The organism is Aminipila sp. (assembly GCF_032051575.1).
Lineage (GTDB): Bacteria > Bacillota > Clostridia > Peptostreptococcales > Anaerovoracaceae > Aminipila.
On the sequence record NZ_DAMBYD010000008.1, the window covers coordinates 85839 to 106378 of the forward strand.

Genomic DNA, 20540 nt, shown 5'->3' on the forward strand with positions numbered 1-20540 from the left:
ATTTAGGAACAATTCTTTACATTCAGAAAATTACAAGTATAATATTAAGTATATTCATAATTGTATATTGGGGGAGAATCGTTAATTTACCATATATAGTTTTTATATGAACTGAATTTCCAGTTGCTAACAATAAGTTTATTCTTGCAAGTTTATTTTCGATTAAATTTTTAATCTTTTTTTTTAATAATATAATAATAACAACAAGTGAATAAATTCTGACGATAGATAAAATTACCCGTTTCCATATGATCATTCTGTGGCAGGTATAAATCATAAATGGGTGCTTTTACTATATATAAATAGGCGGTAAGGAGTTTTGCCATGGGTCTTAAGCCTACAAATACAAGCATAGTTGAAGTTATGAACATGGCTGCATACAGACTTTAGGAGGTGATAAAATGTCTCTTGAGCAAATCAAGGTAATTAAAGATATGGAAGAGAGCGCCGATAAAATTCGCAAAGAAAGTGTAGAAGAAAGCAAACGATTATTGCAGAAGGCCAATCAGAGGGCTAACGAGATTATTCAAGCCGCGAAAATAAAAGGAGAGCTATCGTACAAAGAAGTTATTTCTGAAGCTGAAACTGAAGCGCAGCTCGCTTATGACAAAATTATAAGTGAGGCGGAAGACCAGTGTAAGACTATACTGTCAACTGCAACTGAAAAGTTAGATGATGCGATTTCAGTAATTGTAGGGAGGGTAGTGAAAACAAGTGGCAATAGTTAAAATGAGAAAATTCTCCGTCATTGCACTTGATTCTGTAAAAGAAAATTTGGTTGTGGAACTTATGGATTTAGGAGTAACCGAATTGAATAGTCAAGATGAAAAGATGGCTGAGAAAGAATGGTCTGCCCTTGTAAGAAAAGATGGAAATGAAAATGAAGTAGCGAAACTAGACGGCCTGCTTGGAAAAACTGATCTGGCAATAAAGGTTCTCGAAGAAGTTGACACAAGTAAAAAACCACTTTTCAAGACGAGAAAGGCAGTAACCAGCGAGCAATTTGCAGAAGTATTATTAAACAGAGACAAAATCGAGGAAGACATGAACAATGTTATTTCTCTGAATAATGAATTAAAAATCCTTAAAACTAGTGCAAATAAAGTAGAAACGACAATGGGAAGTCTAAAACCATGGGAATCTTATTCAGTGCCGCTAGAACTTAGGGAAACAAAGAGTACGCTTATAACCATGGGAGTAATGCCGAGTATTTCTGATATTACACGCTTAGAAGATAACCTGAAATCTATCACTAATTTGTGTGAGATTGAGATTGTTGGCAGTGATGAAGAGCTACATTATTTAGTAGTTATGTACTATAAAGAAGTAGAAGAAGAAGTGTTAGACGGTCTTAGACAAAATGGATTTAGTAAAGTAACGTTTAAAGACATGCAGGGCAGTGCTGTTGAAAACTTGGCCCTATGCCGTAGTCAACTTAATGAAATTGCTAATCAGGTGGAAGATATACAAGTTAAGCTGGTGGAAAAGATTAGCTGTAAAGAAAGTATCGAATATCTACATGATGAGTTAAACATTAACAAGGACCGCCAAAAGATTAGAGGAAGAATGCTTAAAACTGGGCATACATTTTATGCTGATGGATGGTTACCAGAGGATGCCGTGGGTGATGTTGAAAACGTGTTCAAAAAGTATAAATGCTGCTATGAAGTGACAGAACCGGATAAAGAAGAGGAGTTTCCTGTATTATTAAGGAATAATTCATTTGTTACACCATTTGAATCCGTTACAGCTCTTTATTCTGTCCCCAATTCAAAAAATATTGATCCAACGCCTATATTTGCCATATGGTATTTTATTTTCTATGGGATGATGTTTAGTGATGCGGCATATGGGCTCATTATGGTGCTGGTGTGCGGAGTGGCTCTGAAAAAATTCAGATTGGAAGGTATGCCATATAAATTGGTCAAAATGTTCTTCTTTTGTGGGATTTCTACAGCCATATGGGGAGTCATCTTTGGTGGTTATTTTGGAGACTTGATTACCGTAATAGGCTCAACCTTCTTCAATCAGGAAATCACCGTACCAAGTGTGTTTGTTCCACTTGATGATCCAATAAGTTTGTTGGGATTCTGTTTGGTTTTGGGCATAATCCACTTATTTATCGGTATGGGTGTTAGTGCATATATGTCTTTCAGGAACGGTCGTCCTTTGGATGCCATATTTGATGTCTTTTCGTGGTACTTGCTAATCCTGGGGCTACCTATTTGGTATTTAGGAGGTTCAATAAATCCTGCGGTATCTAAGGCAGGGTTAATTATGACAGTTATAGGCGCATTAACAATTGTTTTAACTGGTGGAAGAAACAAGAAGGGAATTGGCAAGATAACGGGTGGTTTAGGGTCCATTTATGGAATCACGGGGTACCTTTCAGATATTTTGTCTTACTCAAGATTACTTGCTCTAGGGCTGGCAACAGGCGTAATTGCATCGGTAGTAAATACGATGGGGTCTCTTGCTGGAGGCGGTATAATTGGCGCTGTAATTTTAACAATTGTTTTGATTTTTGGCCATACCTTTAACTTTGCAATCAATGCGCTAGGGGCATTTGTTCATGCCTGCAGATTACAGTATGTAGAATTTTTCGGAAAGTTTTTTGAAGGTGGAGGCATAGCGTTTCAACCGTTAAAGAAAAATACGAAATATGTTGAAATAATTAATAAGAATTAATAACGGAGGTAAAAAATAATGGAAGTAACAAATTGGATTTTTAATGGTAATTCAATCGCTATGGTTGGTGCAGCTGTTGCATGTTTAGCAGGGGTTGGAAGTGCTATTGGTGTTGGAGTTGCAGGTCAGGCAGCAGCAGGGGTTGTTGCAGAGGATCCATCTCAATTTGGTAAAACATTAATCATGCAAGCATTACCAGGTACCCAGGGAATCTATGGGCTGCTGGTTTCATTTTTAATATTAATGAAGATTGGATTTATTGGTGGCGGAAATGTAGCTGCAATTGACAGTGTAACAGGAGCATATATCTTTGCTGCTTCTCTTCCAATTGGAATTGTCGGCATTTTCTCCGGTATTGCACAGGGTAAAGCAGCGGCAGCAGGTATTATGCTGATTGCCAAGAGACCAGGAGAAATCGCAAAAGGTATGATTTTTGCAGCTATGGTAGAAACATATGCGGTATTAGCGCTTCTTGTATCGATTATTATGCTTAACAGCGTTACGGTTTAATTAGATAATGGTAAACGTAAAAGAGTTAAGGATAGGAGGTCGGATATGAGTATACAAGATATTACTGGAAAAATATTAGATGATGCGAAGGAACATGCAGAGAAAATAATGACCCAGGCAAAGAATCAAGAGACTTCTATCTTAGAAAGTGCAAATAAACAAGCGGAAAATATTCTAAAGTCTTATGCAGAGAAAAGTCAGGCGGATACTGAAATCATAAAGAATAGGAAAATTTCAGTAGCAGAACTTGAAAGTAGAAAGATTAAGCTTGGTGCAAGGCAGAAAGCAGTAGCAATTGCTTTTGATAAAGCAATTGACAAGATTGCAGGCTTTCAGGACGATGAATATATTGATTTCTTACTTGCAATGTATGCAGAAGTCACAATTGAAGGCGGAGAAATATGCCTGAATGAAAAAGATAGACAGAGAGTTGGCGAAAAGCTAGTGGCAAAAATTAATGACGGTTCTCAAAAGGAACAAGTAAAATTGTCAGAGGACAAAATAAGCGCTAGAGGTGGATTTATTTTAAAGAAGGGATTCATTGAAATTAATGCAACTCTTGAAACTTTAGTAAATTCAGTAAAAGAGGATGCAACTGGTCAGATTGCAGAAATATTGTTTTGATAAAATTACAGGATTCTGCACTGAAAGGAGGGAGCGCTTTGGGAGAAAATAGTTATGTATTCGCTTGTGCCAGAGTTCGAGGCAGTGAAAAAAACCTAATGTCAAAGGAACAGATGGAAAAAATGTTGGAATCTAAAACCCCGGCAGAGGCGTTAAAAATATTATTAGAACTTGAATATGGCTCAGGTCAGGAACAGGTAGCACCAGAAAACTTTGAAAGGTTACTTGCCTGGGAGCAAAAAAAGACTTATGAATTTATTATGTCAATTGCGCCTGAGAAGGCTCATTTATTGATGTTTACTTATGCAAACGATTATCATAATTTAAAAACCTTGCTTAAAGCAGAGTTCTTAAACATTGATGCATCTGAAAGCTTAAGCCCAGTTGGTACTATTGAACCGATGAAGATGGCGGCTTTGGTCCGAGAAAGGAATTTCTTGCCATTTACATCAGAAATGAAAAATGCGTTTAATGAAGCAGTAGATTTATTCTCAAGAAGCAATGATCCTCAAACCATTGATTTGGTTTTAGATAGAGCATGCTATGCAGACATGCGGGCAATAGCGGAAGAAGCTGAAAATGATTTCTTGACAGGATATGTAAAACTACTGATTGACACTATTAATTTAAAAACTTTTGTACGGCTTCGTCAGATGGGGAAACCGTGGGACTTTTTCCTAAGAGTATTCATTAATGGTGGAAATATCTCAGAGAAGTTGTTTGTAGAAGGTTATGATGAACCATTTCTGCAGTTTGCAGAACGGTTGCATCCTTATGGAATGCAGGGAGCTATGACTGAAGGCGGGGCTATTCTTAAGAATACAGGCAAATTTACAGTATTTGAAAAGTGCTGTGATAATAAGCTGATAGATTATGTGAAAAATGCAAAATACGTATATGCTGGGATTGAACCACTTGTAGCCTTTTTAGTTGCTAAAGAAAACGAAATAAGAAACGCAAGAATTATTATGGCGGGAAAGCTTGCTGGACTCTCTTCGGAGCTGATCAGAGAAAGGTTAAGGGAAACATATGCATAAAATTGGCGTTATAGGTGATCGTGAGAGCGTAAGAGGGTTTAAGGCTGTAGGCCTGGATGCATTCCCCTGCGTCAGCACGGAGGAAGCTAAAAAAACACTTAATAAAATTGCAAAAGAAGACTATGTAATTATATTTATTACCGAAGGCTTGTGCAAAGATATGCAAGAGACGATGGATAATTATAGAGAAATGCGATTACCAGCTATTATCCCGATTCCAGGGGTAGATGGAAATTATGGTGTAGGCTTTGGGAACTTGAAAAAATTAGTTGAAAAGGCCGTTGGCGCGGACATTTTGTTTGGCGGACAATAGAAAATAGAATCATTGGTATGTTAATTTAGGTAATGAAAGTAGGTGACTATTAATTGAGCCAAGGTAAAATAGTAAAAGTTTCAGGACCTTTGGTTATAGCTGAGGGTATGGAAGAAGCAAATATGTTTGATGTTGTTCGTGTAGGCGATCAGGGTCTAATCGGTGAAATAATTGAGATGCGTGATGGCATGGCATCCATTCAGGTATATGAAGAAACTGCGGGTCTTGGTCCAGGAGTTCCAGTAGTGAGCACAGGTGCACCGTTGAGTGTTGAGTTGGGGCCCGGACTGATTGAAACTATGTATGATGGTATTCAAAGACCCCTTGAAGAAATGCGTGCCATGGTAGGAGCAAATATCACAAGAGGAATCCAGGTTTCTTCATTAAATAGAACGAAGAAATGGGATTTTGTTGCTACTGCTAAAGTTGGTGAGCAAGTAGAAGCAGGGGATATTATTGGAACCGTTCAGGAAACAGTACTGATTGAACAAAGAATTATGGTACCGTATGGAATCAGTGGGGTAATTGAAAGTATCCAGAGTGGAAACTATACCGTAGAGGAGATTATCTGTGTTCTAAAAACTGCTGAAGGCGAGAAAAAAGAATTAACCCTAATGCAGAAGTGGCCGGTAAGAAAAGGTCGTCCCTATAAAGAAAAATTAGTGCCTAATATGCCTTTAATTACAGGACAGAGAGTTATTGATACCATGTTTCCTATTGCTAAGGGAGGCGTTGCGGCGGTACCAGGGCCTTTTGGTTCAGGAAAGACTGTTGTTCAACATGCGTTGGCCAAATGGGCAGATGCGCAAGTTGTGGTTTATATTGGCTGCGGGGAACGTGGAAATGAAATGACCGATGTACTGATGGAGTTTCCAGAACTGATTGACCCTAAGACAGGTGAAACTTTAATGAAGAGAACGGTATTAATCGCAAATACTTCAGATATGCCGGTAGCTGCGCGTGAAGCATCTATTTATACAGGTATTACTATTGCGGAATACTTTAGAGATATGGGTTATTCTGTTGCTTTGATGGCAGATTCTACTTCTCGATGGGCAGAAGCATTACGTGAAATGTCAGGCCGTTTAGAGGAAATGCCTGGTGAAGAAGGATATCCTGCGTATCTTGGCTCTCGTCTTGCTCAATTCTATGAAAGAGCAGGGAGAGTAATTAGCTTAGGAAAACAAGGCAGAGAGGGAACCCTGTCAGCCATTGGCGCGGTATCTCCCCCAGGTGGTGATATTTCCGAACCAGTATCACAAGCCACATTACGTATAGTAAAAGTATTCTGGAATTTGGATTCTGGTCTTGCCTATAAGCGTCACTTCCCAGCAATCAACTGGCTGAATAGCTATTCTCTTTATATTGATAGCTTGAATGCTTGGTTTATGGAAAACGTGGCAAGTGATTTTCCTGCATTACGTCAAGAAGTAATGAAGCTGTTGCAGGAAGAAGCCGAATTAAATGAAATAGTACAGTTAGTAGGTGTAGATGCCTTATCACCTTCAGACAGGATTAAGCTTGAAGCGTGTAAATCAATAAGAGAAGATTATCTGCATCAGAATGCATTCCACGAAATTGATACGTATGCCTCGATGGATAAGCAGTACATGCTGCTAAATTTGATTATGGGCTACTATAAGCAATCCATGGAAGGACTCCAACAGGGAGCAGATTTTAATTCTTTAATCTATTTACCTGTCCGAGAAGAGATAGGACGTTTCAAATACGTGGAAGAAGAAAAGTGCTCAGAGGCATTTAAAATGATTATGTTAAAATTATCTGAAAGTATTCACAATTTAATAAGCGAGGGGGCTGAGCAGGATGATTAGAGATTATAAGACAATTTCGGAAATTGCAGGCCCGCTAATGCTTGTAAAGGGAGTTGAAAATGTAACTTATGATGAGCTTGGTGAAATAGAACTGACAAATGGTGAGCGAAGACAGTGTAAGGTTTTAGAAATCAACGGTTCAGATGCAATGGTACAGTTGTTTGACAGTGCTGCGGGGATAAACTTAAGGGATTCTAAGGTAAGGTTTTTAGGAAAAGGAATCGAATTAGCTGTATCGCCTGACATGCTTGGGCGTGTATTTGATGGGATGGGCAGGCCTAAAGATGGTGGACCTGAAATAATACCAGAAAAAAGATTGGATATCAATGGATTGCCAATGAACCCGGCAGCCCGTGACTACCCAAATGAATTTATACAAACGGGAATATCTGCCATTGATGGATTAAATACATTGGTAAGAGGGCAGAAACTTCCTATTTTTTCAGGCTCTGGTTTGCCGCATGCAGAGCTTGCAGCACAAATTGCTCGTCAGGCAAAGGTACGCGGAGGGGAATCTAACTTTGCAGTAGTATTTGCTGCAATTGGTATCACCTATGAAGAAGCGGATTTCTTTGTTTCAGACTTTAAACGTACAGGAGCCATAGACAGAACTGTACTTTTTATGAACTTGGCAAATGATCCTGCTGTAGAGCGTATTTCTACGCCTCGTATGGCGTTAACCGCTGCTGAATATTTAGCCTTTGAAAGAGGCATGCACGTGCTGGTTATCATGACGGATATTACAAACTATGCTGAGGCGCTGCGTGAAATTTCTGCTGCGCGTAAGGAAGTTCCAGGGAGAAGAGGTTATCCGGGATATTTATATACGGATCTTGCAACCATGTATGAAAGAGCGGGCAGAAAGCGTGGATACGACGGCTCTATTACAATGATTCCGATTTTAACAATGCCAGAGGATGATAAGACACATCCCATTCCTGACTTAACAGGATACATTACAGAGGGACAGATTATCTTATCAAGAGATTTATACAGAAAAGGAATCACGCCGCCAATTGATGTATTACCATCACTTTCCAGATTAAAAGATAAGGGCGTTGGTAAGGGCAAAACCAGAGAAGATCATTCGGATACGATGAATCAGCTGTTTGCGGCTTATTCAAGTGGTAAGAATAGTAAGGAATTAATGGCGATTTTAGGCGAAGCTGCTTTGACTGAAATGGACTTACTTTATGCAAAGTTTGCAGATAAATTTGAAAGTGAATATATCTCGCAGGGATACAATGCGGACAGAGACGTGTTAGAAACATTGGATATTGGCTGGAAACTGCTAGGCATGCTTCCTAAGTCAGAGCTAAAGCGTATCAAGGACGAAAATATTGAAAAGTATTATCCAAAGAACGACGCTGAATAAGTGAGGAGGAATCAGGAATGGCACGGTTAAATGTAAACCCAACTAGAATGGTACTTTCCTCTTTAAAAAAACGTTTAAAGACGGCAACTCGCGGCCATAAATTGATGAAAGATAAAAGAGACGAACTAATGAAGCGGTTTATTGATCTGGCTAGGGAAAACAAGGTGCTAAGGGATAAAGTAGAAGAGCAGCTTGTAGAAGTCTACGGAAATTTCACCATAGCTAGTGCGGTTATGTCTTCTCAGATTTTAGAAGAGGCTTTGATGTTTCCGAAACAGAGTGTGGAAGTTGGAGTGGAAAATGAGAATATCATGTCTGTAGATGTTCCAGTATTCGATTTCAAGTATACAGCTGAGGACACTTCTAATATATATCCTTATGGTTTTGCAACTACCTCGGGAGAATTAGATGGTGCTGTTAAAAATTTGTCAGAAATATTTCCAACAATGCTTCAACTGGCAGCAATGGAAAAAAAGGCAGCTCTGCTGGCAGTTGAAATTGAGAAGACGCGTAGACGTGTAAATGCTTTAGAGTACGTTGTGATACCGCAATTGCAGGAAACTATTCGTTACATTAAGATGAAGCTTGATGAAAACGAACGAGGAAATCAGACTAGGTTAATGAAAGTTAAGGATATGATGCTTAAAGAAGCAATTTTGGAAAAGAAAGCGGCAACAGAAGAAGCTTTAAAAAACTTTAATTAGCAAATAGTTAGGAAGAATATTAAAATTAGGCATAGGGACACTCCCTTTATGATTGAGTTAATTACTTTAATTATAAAACAGAGTTGGTTCCTATGCCTTTTTTAATCTACAGCTTACAGAAATTGCAAAACGAAGTAAAAATATTTAGAAAAATTACACATTACACAAACTTGTTGTGTTAAAACCCTCAAAATAGGATAAAAATAACTAAATTGCTCATAATAGCTTTTATGAATGGGCTGATAAAAATAAATAATAATAACAAACATAAGCCTCTAATTTAAAGGGGTTTGGGCCTTTTTCGACAAAAAAGGTCAAAAAAGAATATTTAAATAAAAAACATATGCTTTACATTTGGAAATTTAGGACTATAATATAATTTAATTTGTAAAAATACAGGGAATTTACGGGCATCTTGTCAAAAGCAAAAAAATGATTTTTGTTTGTTTATGTTTATGGCTCGTATCAGTGATTTAACTATTTTGCCATAGATTGATGAGATGGTTTTTAAAATGACTCACACCAAGCAGGCATTAAATTAGTAGAAACTGAATATAAACAAAATGATAAATTTTAATAATTGTTTTATTGTTGTAATAGAGTCAATATCAAAAAATGTAAATTGGTGTAGTTTTTTTATAGGAGAGGATTGTTAGATTTGGAATATGTTTTGGGTGCCGTGGTCGGTATTATATATGGTGGATTAGTCGGATTTTTTAAGTATTTTTTTCTTTGGAGAAAATTAGTTAAAGAGTCCAATAATACGGTTAAAATAAAAACAGTAACTATAAGAATGTTTATTAGTTATGCAACTAATGTGATTACATTAACCATAGCATATTTAGTAAGAAATATTATTCCATTTGACTTTATTGCTTTTGTGATTGCTACTGCGTTTGCATTAGTTTTAGCTGGAAAACTGTTTTCCATACAAAAACTATTACTGAGAACACAGATGTAAAATTATATGAAATTAAAAATGCATTTAGGAGGAAAGCAAAATGATACAAATGCTAAATTCAATGGGGATGTCCAGTGCTATGATAACGAGCTCGATTATAACGCTGATACTTTGTGGTTTAGCCATATTGGCAAGTAGCCGTATGGAGATGATTCCATCAGGTATTCAGAATGTTATGGAGGTTATAATAGAGAAGCTGAGTGACTTCTTTGAAGATTTAATGGGTGAGTATGCAGGCCGTAAATATTTTCCATTGGTTGCAACCTTATTTATTTACGTGCTGATTTGTAACTATTCTGGATTAATACCGCTTTCAGGTGAATTACCAGGATTAAAAGCACCCACAAGTTCAATAAACTTCCCGGCAGCATTAGCGATTATTGTGTTCTGTTGCGTACAATATATTGGGGTAAAAGAAACACATGGGTTAAAGTATTATAAGCACTTATTACAGCCTATCGCTTTGTTATTACCGCTTATGTTGTTGGAAGATATTGTAAAACCAATATCGCTGACATTACGACTTTATGGAAACATCTTTGGTGAAGAATCTGTAACTAGCGCATTCTTTAATATGATCCCTTTGGGTCTGCCAGTGGTTATGCAGATTTTCAGTGTACTTATGGGTCTAATACAGGCAATGGTATTTTCCTTGTTAGCAGGAATTTATATTTCAGAGGCAGCAGAACATGGGGCTGAAGAATTCGAGCATTTAAAAACACAAAATATTTAGTAAATAGCTTACTACAACATATTATTAGTGATATCTATTTTAACTGAAGGAAGTAAACCTTGCAGGAAAATATATATAAATTATTAAAAAGATGAGGCTGAAGTTTATCAGCAGAAACGAAAGGAGAAAATAAAATGACAATTGCATTAGCAGCAGCATTAGCTATCGGTCTATCAACTATCGGCCCTGGTATAGGACAAGGTATTGCATCAGCAAAGGCTTTAGAAGGCATGGCAAGACAGCCTGAAATGGTAGGAACTTTACGTACAAATCTGATTCTTTGCATGGCTTTTATGGAAGCTTTGGCAATCTACGGATTACTAGTTACTTTTATCTTATTATCAAAAATGTAGTGAATTCGTTTGAGAAAGTAACTCAAACACAAGGAGGGTTTATTTATGGTTGAAGCATTAGGTCTGGACTTAAAAGAGATTATTTTTGCTATTGTAAACTTTGTGATCCTTGTGAGCGTATTGGCTAAGTTTCTATATCAACCGTTTCTTGAGATGCTTGAAAACAGAAAGCAGACTATTCAGGATTCATTTGATCATGCAGCTGAAACGAATAGAAGAGCTGATGAGAAAATGGATGAATACAACGAGCGTATTTCAAATGTGGAACATGAAGGTAGAGAAATAATTAAAAGTGCAAAAATAAAAGCAGAAGTTCAGGCAAGTGATATTATTAATGAGGCTAAAGTTAAAGCTACAGAGATAACTCTGCATGCAGAAAAAGAAGTGGAACGTCAAAAGGCAAAGGCTTTATCAGAGATGAAAGCTCAAGTTGCTGCCATGGCGTTGCTTGCCGCAGAGAAAATCCTGGAGAAGGAACTAGAAATAGAAGGTCAGGAGCATCTAATTGATAATATCATTGAACAGGTAGGTGCGGCGAAATGGCAGAATTAACAATCGGAATGACATACGGTAATGCATTGTTTCAAGCTGCTTGTGAGCTTAACAAGAAAGAACTAATTCTTGAGGAAGCAACACAAGTTCTTGAAATAATAAATCAGGAGCCTGATTTGTGTGCCTTTATAAACACTCCGGTAATTTCCATTGGCGAGAAGAAAGATGTTTTAAAGTCTATCTTTGAAAGCCGTATTTCTGAAGAACTTTTGAATTTCCTATTTGTTATGGTGGACAAGGGAAGAACAAGGCATTTTGCGAGAGCCATAAAGGTTTACAAGGATCTTCAAAATGAACAAGAGGGAGTTTCATACGGAAAAATATTTTCTGTAAAATCTCTTAGTTCTGAGAGACTTGAAAAATTTGAAGCTGAAACAGGGAAACTATTACAACAAAAGGTTAAGCTTGAAAATGAAACAGACACTAGCTTAATTGGTGGTGTAAAAATACTCATTGACGGCAAGGTTATTGACGCATCTTTAAGAAGGCGTCTTGAAGACCTAAATAATACTATTATATAGAGAGGGGGTTGATAACATGAACCTCAAACCAGAAGAAATAAGTGCCGTAATAAAAGAGCAGATTAAAAATTATAAAAATAAGCTTGAAATCTCAGATTTTGGCACTGTTATACAGGTTGGAGATGGTATTTCCAGGATTTATGGATTGGAGAAATGCATGGCAGGCGAGCTGCTTGAGTTTCCAGGAGAAGTATATGGTATGGCGTTAAATCTTGAAGAAGATAACGTTGGCGCAGTAATGCTTGGCTCCGACAAACACATAAAAGAAGGAGATATCGTAAAACCTACAGGAAAGGTAGTTGAAGTTCCAGTAGGCAACGATCTAATTGGTCGTGTTGTAAATGCGTTAGGACAACCGCTTGACGGAAAAGGCCCTATTAGTGCAGAAGCTCACAGACCTATTGAATATCCAGCACCAGGAATATTACAAAGAAAATCAGTTAGTCAGCCTTTACAGACTGGTATCAAGGCTATTGATGCTATGATACCTATTGGTAGAGGACAAAGAGAATTGATTATTGGAGATAGACAGACTGGTAAAACAGCCATTGCTATTGATACGATTCTTAACCAAAAGGATGCAGATGTAATTTGTATTTATGTTGCTATTGGACAGAAGCAATCTACAGTAGCTCAGTTGGTACAGACACTTGAAGGCAAGGGAGCTATGAACTATACAATTATTGTTTCTGCAACAGCCAGCGACGTTGCCCCACTTCAATATATTGCTCCTTATGCAGGTAGCGCTATGGCAGAACACTTTATGTATCAGGGCAAAGATGTTTTGATTATCTATGATGATTTATCAAAGCATGCGGTTGCATATAGAGCGATGTCCCTATTACTTAGAAGACCACCTGGAAGAGAAGCTTATCCGGGAGACGTATTCTATTTGCACAGTAGGTTACTAGAAAGAGCAGCTAGACTTTCTGATGATTTAGGAGGAGGATCTATTACCGCTTTACCTATTATTGAAACTCAGGCTGGAGACGTATCTGCGTATATTCCTACAAATGTTATTTCCATCACTGATGGACAGATCTTTCTGGAATCAGAATTGTTCTTTACAGGTCAAAGACCAGCGGTTAACGCAGGTATTTCAGTATCTCGCGTAGGTGGTAATGCACAGATAAAAGCAATGAAGCAGGTTTCCAGTAAGGTTAAACTTGAACTGGCACAGTACACAGAATTGGCAAGTTTTTCACAGTTTGGTTCGGATGTTGATAAAGACACAAGAGCAAGGCTTGATCACGGTTTAATTTTAATGGAAATATTAAAGCAGGGACAGTATAAACCAATTGCAGTTGAACATCAGGTTATGATTATATATGCTGCGATTAACCACTACCTTGCAGATGTCCCGGTAGAAATGATTAAAGAATTTGAACAGGGCCTTTATGAGTTTATGGATACACAATATCCACAGGTAGGTAAAGATATTAAATCTACTGGAAAGCTTGATGAGGCTACAGAAGAAATTCTAAAAGAAGCAATTAATAAGTACAAAGAGGTACGAGACAAGTAGGGATAGGTTATAGGAGGAGAATATGGCTTCAAATAATATGCAGGACATAAAACGCCGCATAAAGAGCGTAACCAGCACAGAGCACATAACCAGTGCGATGAAGCTTGTTTCCGCTGCAAAGCTGAGAAGAGCAAAGGCCACCTTCGAAAAAACAACTGAATATTTTCATTATATTACAGAATCTATAGCGGATATCTTCAACAATATTAGTGATGTTCCGCAACAGTATCTAACTGGAAACCATGAGGCTGATAAAACTGGTTATATCATTATTACAAGTTGCAGAGGATTATGCGGAGGCTTTAACTCAAACGTTATAAAGCAAGCAGAAGCTGAGATTAAAGCTGCAGGTAAAAAAACAGTAATTGTTGCAGTAGGAACAAAGGGCAAGGAATATTTTGTTAAGAGAGGGCATGAGATTTTTAGCGAATACTTGGCTCCTCCAGAAGATATTTCTTTCTTAGAAACAAAACACATTAGCAAACCTTTTATAGATATGTACAATTCTGGTGAAATTGATAAAGTAGTGCTTATTTATACTTCTTTCAAAAACTCCATGGAGCAGGAAGTTAAATGTGAAACTTTGCTACCTTTTGATATAGAAAATGATCTGGAAGTAATAAAACATGATAGAGAAGTTGAGTACGAACCATCCGTAGAGGCTGTATTTAACTATCTGGTTCCTAAATATGTTGAAATTAAGGTATACGGAGCTATTGTTGAATCTGCTACTTGTGAACATGCTGCAAGAAGAATGGCTATGGAAAATGCTACAGATAGTGCCAGAGAAATGCTGGATAACCTATCCTTGTTCTATAACAGAGCAAGACAGGCTGCTATTACAGATGAGATTATTGAAATTGTTGCAGGGTCAGAGGCCCAAAAATAAGTTGTTACAAAAGAAGTAGGGAGGTGGTTTGGAATATGGAACAGAATAAAGGTATTATTCACCAGATTATCGGACCGGTTATAGATATAAAGTTTTCACCCGAATATATGCCCGAACTGTTAAGTGCTATAGTAATTAAGCATGAAGGTAAGGATATCGTAGCAGAAGTTGCTCAACACGTTGGAGATGATGTCGTAAAATGTGTAGCCCTATCCGCTACAGATGGTCTGACAAGAGGTATGGAAGCTATTAATACAGGAGCTCCTATTCAGGTTCCTGTAGGAAAAGAAGTACTAGGCAGATTGTTCAATGTTATAGGTGAGACAATAGACGAAAAAGGACCTGTTGTTACAGCGGAAAAGCACTCTATTCATAGAGAAGCTCCTCCTTTTGAAGAACAGGATACAAATGCAATGATTTTCGAAACGGGGATCAAAGTAATTGACTTAATCGCACCATACACCAGAGGTGGAAAAGTTGGCCTTTTCGGAGGTGCTGGTGTAGGTAAAACAGTTCTTATTCAGGAACTTATCAGTAATATCGCAAGAGAACATGGTGGTATTTCTGTATTCGCAGGAGTTGGCGAAAGGACAAGAGAAGGTAATGACCTGTACTATGAAATGATAGAATCAGGCGTTATTGATAAAACGGCTATGGTGTTTGGTCAGATGAATGAACCGCCGGGAGCTAGAATGAGAGTAGCCCTGACAGGTTTGACTATGGCAGAATACTTTAGAGATGTTGAGGGACAGGATGTACTTCTGTTTATTGACAATATATTTAGATTCACACAGGCGGGTTCGGAGGTATCGGCACTACTTGGACGTGTACCATCAGCAGTAGGCTATCAACCAACACTTGCAACTGAAATGGGTGCATTGCAGGAAAGAATTACTTCAACTAAGAAGGGTTCTATTACATCAGTACAGGCTATTTATGTGCCAGCTGATGACTTGACTGACCCAGCACCGGCTACAGCTTTCGCTCATTTGGATGCTACAACAGTATTGTCTCGTTCAATTAGTGCGCTTGGCATTTATCCGGCAGTTGACCCACTTGAATCTACTTCAAGAATGATGGATCCTAATATTGTTGGTGAAGAACACTATGAAACAGCTAGAAATGTACAGGAAGTTCTTCAAAGATATAAGGATTTACAGGATATTATTGCTATTCTGGGTATGGATGAATTGTCAGATTCTGATAAACTTATTGTATCCAGAGCAAGAAAAATTCAGAGATTCCTTTCACAACCGTTTAGTGTTGCAGAGCAGTTTACTGGTATACAAGGCAAATATCTTCCATTAAAGGAAACTATACGTGGATTTAAAGAAATTCTTGAAGGTAAACACGACGAAATCCCTGAATCTATGTTTTTGCTTGCAGGCGGCATAGATGAGGTTGTAGAAAAGTTTAAGGCGTCAAAATAATTTTTTCGCCGGGAAGGAAGATAAGAAAATGGCTAAGAGTATATTACTTGAGGTTATAACACCTTCAAAACTATTCTATAAGGATAAGGTTGAGATGGTTATAGTCAGAACCTTAGCAGGTGAAGAAGCATTTATGGCTGGGCACACTTGGGCATGTAAACTTTTAGATGTAGGAGTTATGTGGATTAAGGAAGAAGGAGCTAATGAGTTTAAGGCTGCATCTATCGCAGGAGGATATATTGATATAAGGGAGAACTTTGTAATATATACTGATGCTGCTGAATGGGTTGAAGAGATAGATGTTGAAAGAGCCAAAAAGAAGAAAGCGACTGTAGAGGAATGGCTTGAATCTCATGATGAGACTAATACCGATAAAAATCAGATTATTAAAGCGCAAATCAGTTTAGCAAAACAGATTACTAGAATGAATTTAGCAGAAAATGGCGCAAGACGTAAAAGATAATGAATTAAAGGTGGATTTAAGTATCCACCTTTTTTTAACCTTAATTATTTTTTGAAAATTCTAATATTATATAGAAAATTGTCAAAAATTTGTATATAATATTAATAAATTCAATTTCAGGGAGAATAGTATTATGAAGAAAGATAATCAGCAATTATTGCAGATATTGATTAGAATTTCTGGTGGTTTTATGATTTTTTTTATGATGCTTTTTTCTATGCAATCTCAGTTTGCATTCGGGGGATCTAAGGTTTCTCAAGAAAAGAAAGTTGTAAAAGTTGGATATTATTTATATGAAGGATATCAGGAAGCAGATGAACATGGTGTATATTCAGGATATGGATATGATTATTTAAAAGAGATATCACAGTTTGCGGGCTGGGATTATGAATTTGTCGTTGCATCTTTTCCTGATTGCATTAAGATGTTAGAAGATGGTGAAGTAGATATTGTTGGAGGTATAGACAAGGACACCTTAAAATCCAACAAGATTATATATTCACATTTTTCGAATAGAGTCTCGCAAACCCAGTTATATACGAAAGCTAGTAATACTGAACTGAATTTTGACGATTTTTCAAAACTGAATGGCATTTTTGTAGGCATTGTGGAAAACGACTACAAGGAAGCATACTTAGATGAATATTCCGGCCAAAATCACATCAGGTTTAATAAAAAATATTATAAAACATTGGAGGATATGGAAACTGCCTTAGAACAGGATCAAATACAGGCTATTTTTACATCGGTGGAATCAAACAAGAGGTACGATAAAGTCATAGGCAGAATGGATGAACATCCTTTATACTACGGAATAAATAAAAACAATAAAGAATTATTAAAAGAATTAAATCTGTCTATGCAAAATATTAAAAATAGTAATCCATCCTATGATATGCAAATACAAAACAAATATTTTATAAAAGGAAATGTTGCAGCGCCTTCGTTTACTGTTGAAGAACTGAACTACATTAAAGAGAAAGGCATTGTAAAGGTTTCTTATGACCAGGGGTGGCAGCCAATCGAATATTATGATGAAGAAACAGGTGGAATTAAAGGCGTAACAAAGGATTTGTTTGATTTATTGTCAAAGTATACAGGATTAAAATTTGAATTTGTAAAAGCAGAAAATTTAAGCCAGGCATTAGATGATGTAAAGGCGGGTAAAACGGATATGATCAGTTTAGTCTCCCATGACTATGACATATCAGAGAAGAGAGGAATATATACATCTAGTATATGTATCAATGCATCACTAGTAGGGGTAATAGCAAAAGACAGAAATTTTGATGGTATAAAGCAGGTCGCTATGCCAAAAGATTATTATTTAGATATTCTTGAAAATTATGATGTAAAAGAATACGAAACTGTTGAAGAATGTTTTGAAGCTGTTAACTCTGGCATGGCGGATGCTACTATTGCAAATGCATATGCGGCAAATTATTATCTGGCCAATCCCAAATTTGTAAATCTCATTAGGCAGGACCTGATTGGATATTCAGAAGATTTGTCATTAGGTGTTTCTAAGGATGAGGATATTGAACTCTTAAATATATTGAACAAAGGCTTGCATTGCATTTCTGATATGGATTTGTCAAATATAGTGTTAAGTAATTATGTTGTATATGAACAACCAAAATTTAGAAAGCTGTACTATTCAAATCCTACGTTCTTTTTAGGTTTAGTAGTGTTCGTAGTTACAGCTGCGATTGGAATCCTAATTTACATAATAGTATTAAAGAATAAAGTGAATACAACAAACTTGAAAATGATTGAATTTTTAAATGTAGAAAAAAGCAGAATGGAAAATTCGTTGCGAAATGAAGCCGAGACAGACTCACTAACGGGTTTATTTAATCGGCGAAAAATTGAATCAGAGTTAAAGGAATTTTTATTAAAAATTAGCGTAGATAACCAAATGAGCCTGCAAAGTACGAATTCCCCCAACTACGATATTCACAGCATGATGATTATTGATTTGGATGGATTTAAAATTATAAATGACAGATATGGACATCCTGAAGGTGATACTTTATTAAAGAAGGTTGCCATGGAATTGGAATTGGTTGCAGGTCAGGGTAATTTAGTGGGCAGATTAGGTGGAGATGAATTTGTATTTTTATTTAAGAATATTACTGGTATGAGTGAGGCGAATCGTTTAAAAGAGAAAATTCATAAAGTTATCAGACAAATTGCAAAAGAAGACGAAAAATGGAATACAATATCTGTAAGTATTGGAATAACTTTGTTTGGATATGAAACATATAGTTTTAAAGAATTATATCAGAGGGCTGACCAGGCTTTGTATCAGGCAAAAAAATTAGGCAAAGATAGAGCAATATTTTATGAAGAATTGTGACAAAATAGATAAAGCATAGTTAGAGGATTAGATTTGGTTTATGACAGATTTAATCCTTTTTTTGTATGTTTTCTATGCTCATTGCGATAAAAATATATATAAATTTGATTAATTTGCTCTATAAAAAAATAATATATTTTTTTCATTATTGAAAGAATGTTGAAAATGTAGTATAATAGAATCCGTTACTAGTATATTACTATAACTAAATAAAGTAAAAATATATTAATTTGCTTTTAAAATATAAAAGGGGGGTACAAAATATGTATGGAGATAAATTAGATGATAAATATTCTAGAATAACGACGGAAATACAGGCGTTAGCCAATAAATGTATAGAAAATAGCACAATTGAAGCATCGTTATATAAAAAATATGAAGTCAACAGGGGTCTAAGAGATTTAAATGGAAATGGTGTACTGACAGGGCTTACGGAAATTTCAGGTATATATGCTTTTGATATAGATGAGAAAACTCACGAAAAGGTTCCTTGTCCTGGCAGACTGTATTACCGTGGAGTTAATATTAACGATATAGTGAGAGGCTTTGTTAATGAGAAACGCTTTGGGTTCGAAGAGGTTGCATATCTGCTTATATTTGGTAAACTCCCAAGCAATGAGCAGTTAAATGATTTTAAAAAGATTTTAGCAGAATATCGAACGTTGCCGCCAAGTTTTGTGAGAGACATAATTATGAAAGCACCTAGTACCGATATGATGAATAGTTTGGCAAGAGGCGTCTTAACTCTTCACTCTTATGATATGAACCCAAATGATACATCTATACCAAATGTACTTAGGCAGTGTTTGCTGCTTACGGCAGTTTTTCCATTATTAGCGGTATATGGATATCAGGCATCAAGACATTATCACTATATGGACAGCTTATATATACACATACCAAAGCCAGAATTATCTACTGCAGAGAACATATTGCACATGCTTAGACCTGACAGTCAATATACCGAACTTGAAGCAAAGATTTTAGATTTGGCTTTGGTTCTGCACGCAGAACATGGAGGTGGGAATAATTCCACTTTTACTACGCATGTAGTTTCTTCGTCAGGGACTGATACGTATTCTGCCATAGCTGCGGCTTTGGGATCTTTAAAGGGACCGAAGCATGGCGGCGCAAATATTAAAGTTGTGCAGATGTTTGATGATATGAAATTCAGTATTTCTGATTGGAACGATGAAGATCAGATTAAAGAATATTTGCACAAGCTATTAAAAGGGGAAGCCTTTGATAAATCAGGACTGATTTATGGAATGGGACATGCGGTATATTCTTTATCGGATCCTAGGGCGGAAATCTTTAAGAAGTTTGTAGAAAGCCTGGCGGTAGAAAAACAAAGAGGTAAAGAATACAAATTATATGCCAATGTAGAAAAAATTGCGGCAGATTTAATTTGCCAAGAGCGGAAAATCTATAAAGGTGTTAGCGCAAATATTGACTTTTACAGCGGGTTTGTATATAGCATGTTAGATTTGCCGTTGGAACTTTACACTCCTATTTTTGCAATAGCAAGAATGGCGGGATGGAGTGCTCATAGAATTGAAGAATTGATTAATGTGGGTAAAATTATTAGACCTGCTTATAAAGATGTGGCTGAATCATGTGAGTATGTGCCTATTCGTGAACGATAGGAAGATAAATAAAAGAAGCTGCTGC

20 protein-coding genes are annotated in these 20540 nt (G+C 36.7%); all 20 read left to right on the forward strand.

Annotated elements, in window-relative coordinates; genetic code table 11:
- The first annotated feature begins 401 nt into the window (after positions 1-401).
- The 20 genes from RTW14_RS12150 (at position 402) to RTW14_RS12245 (ending at position 20515) form a co-directional block, all read left to right on the forward strand.
- Positions 402-728, forward strand: a complete 327-nt coding sequence (locus tag RTW14_RS12150) for a hypothetical protein (protein ID WP_312651739.1) — start codon at positions 402-404, stop codon at positions 726-728.
- The gene (locus RTW14_RS12155) at positions 715-2688 is read left to right on the forward strand and encodes a V-type ATP synthase subunit I (protein WP_312651741.1); all 1974 of its coding nucleotides are present in this window, start codon (positions 715-717) and stop codon (positions 2686-2688) included. The genes RTW14_RS12150 and RTW14_RS12155 overlap by 14 nt, the downstream gene beginning before the upstream one ends.
- An 18-nt stretch (positions 2689-2706) precedes the next feature.
- Entirely contained in the window at positions 2707-3198 is a 492-nt protein-coding gene (locus RTW14_RS12160; protein ID WP_312651743.1) for a V-type ATP synthase subunit K, read from the forward strand.
- Between the two features lie 45 nt (positions 3199-3243).
- The gene (locus tag RTW14_RS12165; protein WP_312651745.1) at positions 3244-3822 is read left to right on the forward strand and encodes a V-type ATP synthase subunit E; all 579 of its coding nucleotides are present in this window, start codon (positions 3244-3246) and stop codon (positions 3820-3822) included.
- A 38-nt stretch (positions 3823-3860) separates the two neighbouring features.
- Positions 3861-4859 (forward strand): V-type ATP synthase subunit C, encoded by a 999-nt coding sequence (locus RTW14_RS12170; protein ID WP_312651747.1) that lies wholly within the window; start codon positions 3861-3863, stop codon positions 4857-4859.
- Positions 4852-5172, forward strand: coding sequence for a V-type ATP synthase subunit F (locus tag RTW14_RS12175; protein ID WP_312651749.1), 321 nt, complete (start codon positions 4852-4854; stop codon positions 5170-5172). Before RTW14_RS12170 ends, RTW14_RS12175 begins: the two co-directional genes overlap by 8 nt.
- Before the next feature lie 53 nt (positions 5173-5225).
- On the forward strand, positions 5226-7004 hold the full coding sequence (locus RTW14_RS12180) for a V-type ATP synthase subunit A (protein ID WP_312651751.1): 1779 nt from the start codon (positions 5226-5228) through the stop codon (positions 7002-7004).
- Positions 6997-8379 carry a V-type ATP synthase subunit B gene (locus RTW14_RS12185; RefSeq protein ID WP_312651753.1) on the forward strand — a complete coding sequence of 461 codons (1383 nt, stop codon included), beginning with the start codon at positions 6997-6999 and terminating at the stop codon, positions 8377-8379. The genes RTW14_RS12180 and RTW14_RS12185 overlap by 8 nt, the downstream gene beginning before the upstream one ends.
- Positions 8380-8396: 17 nt before the next feature.
- Positions 8397-9083 (forward strand): V-type ATP synthase subunit D, encoded by a 687-nt coding sequence (locus tag RTW14_RS12190; protein ID WP_312651755.1) that lies wholly within the window; start codon positions 8397-8399, stop codon positions 9081-9083.
- Between the two features lie 658 nt (positions 9084-9741).
- Positions 9742-10044: a hypothetical protein gene (locus tag RTW14_RS12195; RefSeq protein WP_312651757.1), complete on the forward strand. Its 303-nt coding sequence runs from the start codon at positions 9742-9744 to the stop codon at positions 10042-10044.
- Between the two features lie 40 nt (positions 10045-10084).
- Positions 10085-10777 carry a F0F1 ATP synthase subunit A gene (atpB, locus tag RTW14_RS12200; RefSeq protein WP_312651759.1) on the forward strand — a complete coding sequence of 231 codons (693 nt, stop codon included), beginning with the start codon at positions 10085-10087 and terminating at the stop codon, positions 10775-10777.
- 134 nt (positions 10778-10911) lie between these two features.
- Positions 10912-11130 (forward strand): ATP synthase F0 subunit C, encoded by a 219-nt coding sequence (atpE, locus tag RTW14_RS12205; protein WP_312651762.1) that lies wholly within the window; start codon positions 10912-10914, stop codon positions 11128-11130.
- Between the two features lie 45 nt (positions 11131-11175).
- Entirely contained in the window at positions 11176-11682 is a 507-nt protein-coding gene (gene atpF, locus RTW14_RS12210) for a F0F1 ATP synthase subunit B (protein WP_312651764.1), read from the forward strand.
- On the forward strand, positions 11670-12203 hold the full coding sequence (atpH, locus tag RTW14_RS12215) for an ATP synthase F1 subunit delta (protein WP_312651766.1): 534 nt from the start codon (positions 11670-11672) through the stop codon (positions 12201-12203). Before atpF ends, atpH begins: the two co-directional genes overlap by 13 nt.
- A gap of 16 nt (positions 12204-12219) precedes the next feature.
- Entirely contained in the window at positions 12220-13728 is a 1509-nt protein-coding gene (gene atpA, locus RTW14_RS12220) for a F0F1 ATP synthase subunit alpha (RefSeq protein ID WP_312651767.1), read from the forward strand.
- A gap of 22 nt (positions 13729-13750) precedes the next feature.
- Positions 13751-14617, forward strand: coding sequence for an ATP synthase F1 subunit gamma (gene atpG / locus RTW14_RS12225; RefSeq protein ID WP_312651769.1), 867 nt, complete (start codon positions 13751-13753; stop codon positions 14615-14617).
- Between the two features lie 35 nt (positions 14618-14652).
- A complete protein-coding gene (gene atpD, locus RTW14_RS12230; RefSeq protein WP_312651771.1) occupies positions 14653-16047 on the forward strand; it encodes a F0F1 ATP synthase subunit beta in 1395 nt (464 codons plus the stop codon).
- A 28-nt stretch (positions 16048-16075) separates the two neighbouring features.
- Positions 16076-16510 carry a F0F1 ATP synthase subunit epsilon gene (locus RTW14_RS12235; RefSeq protein ID WP_312651773.1) on the forward strand — a complete coding sequence of 145 codons (435 nt, stop codon included), beginning with the start codon at positions 16076-16078 and terminating at the stop codon, positions 16508-16510.
- A gap of 133 nt (positions 16511-16643) precedes the next feature.
- Positions 16644-18869, forward strand: a complete 2226-nt coding sequence (locus RTW14_RS12240; RefSeq protein ID WP_312651775.1) for a transporter substrate-binding domain-containing diguanylate cyclase — start codon at positions 16644-16646, stop codon at positions 18867-18869.
- Between the two features lie 263 nt (positions 18870-19132).
- Positions 19133-20515 carry a citrate/2-methylcitrate synthase gene (locus tag RTW14_RS12245; RefSeq protein WP_312651777.1) on the forward strand — a complete coding sequence of 461 codons (1383 nt, stop codon included), beginning with the start codon at positions 19133-19135 and terminating at the stop codon, positions 20513-20515.
- The last annotated feature ends 25 nt before the right edge of the window (positions 20516-20540 follow it).

What these genes read in the sequence shown, in the direction of transcription:
- RTW14_RS12160 (WP_312651743.1), top strand. Translation starts at nt 2,707, where the DNA reads ATGGAAGTAACAAATTGGATTTTTAATGGTAATTCAATCGCTATGGTT.
- RTW14_RS12190 (WP_312651755.1), top strand. Translation starts at nt 8,397, where the DNA reads ATGGCACGGTTAAATGTAAACCCAACTAGAATGGTACTTTCCTCTTTA.
- atpH (WP_312651766.1), top strand. Translation starts at nt 11,670, where the DNA reads ATGGCAGAATTAACAATCGGAATGACATACGGTAATGCATTGTTTCAA.
- RTW14_RS12175 (WP_312651749.1), top strand. Translation starts at nt 4,852, where the DNA reads ATGCATAAAATTGGCGTTATAGGTGATCGTGAGAGCGTAAGAGGGTTT.
- RTW14_RS12235 (WP_312651773.1), top strand. Translation starts at nt 16,076, where the DNA reads ATGGCTAAGAGTATATTACTTGAGGTTATAACACCTTCAAAACTATTC.
- atpB (WP_312651759.1), top strand. Translation starts at nt 10,085, where the DNA reads ATGATACAAATGCTAAATTCAATGGGGATGTCCAGTGCTATGATAACG.
- RTW14_RS12150 (WP_312651739.1), top strand. Translation starts at nt 402, where the DNA reads ATGTCTCTTGAGCAAATCAAGGTAATTAAAGATATGGAAGAGAGCGCC.
- atpE (WP_312651762.1), top strand. Translation starts at nt 10,912, where the DNA reads ATGACAATTGCATTAGCAGCAGCATTAGCTATCGGTCTATCAACTATC.
- atpD (WP_312651771.1), top strand. Translation starts at nt 14,653, where the DNA reads ATGGAACAGAATAAAGGTATTATTCACCAGATTATCGGACCGGTTATA.
- atpA (WP_312651767.1), top strand. Translation starts at nt 12,220, where the DNA reads ATGAACCTCAAACCAGAAGAAATAAGTGCCGTAATAAAAGAGCAGATT.
- RTW14_RS12240 (WP_312651775.1), top strand. Translation starts at nt 16,644, where the DNA reads ATGAAGAAAGATAATCAGCAATTATTGCAGATATTGATTAGAATTTCT.
- RTW14_RS12185 (WP_312651753.1), top strand. Translation starts at nt 6,997, where the DNA reads ATGATTAGAGATTATAAGACAATTTCGGAAATTGCAGGCCCGCTAATG.
- RTW14_RS12245 (WP_312651777.1), top strand. Translation starts at nt 19,133, where the DNA reads ATGTATGGAGATAAATTAGATGATAAATATTCTAGAATAACGACGGAA.
- atpG (WP_312651769.1), top strand. Translation starts at nt 13,751, where the DNA reads ATGGCTTCAAATAATATGCAGGACATAAAACGCCGCATAAAGAGCGTA.
- atpF (WP_312651764.1), top strand. Translation starts at nt 11,176, where the DNA reads ATGGTTGAAGCATTAGGTCTGGACTTAAAAGAGATTATTTTTGCTATT.
- RTW14_RS12165 (WP_312651745.1), top strand. Translation starts at nt 3,244, where the DNA reads ATGAGTATACAAGATATTACTGGAAAAATATTAGATGATGCGAAGGAA.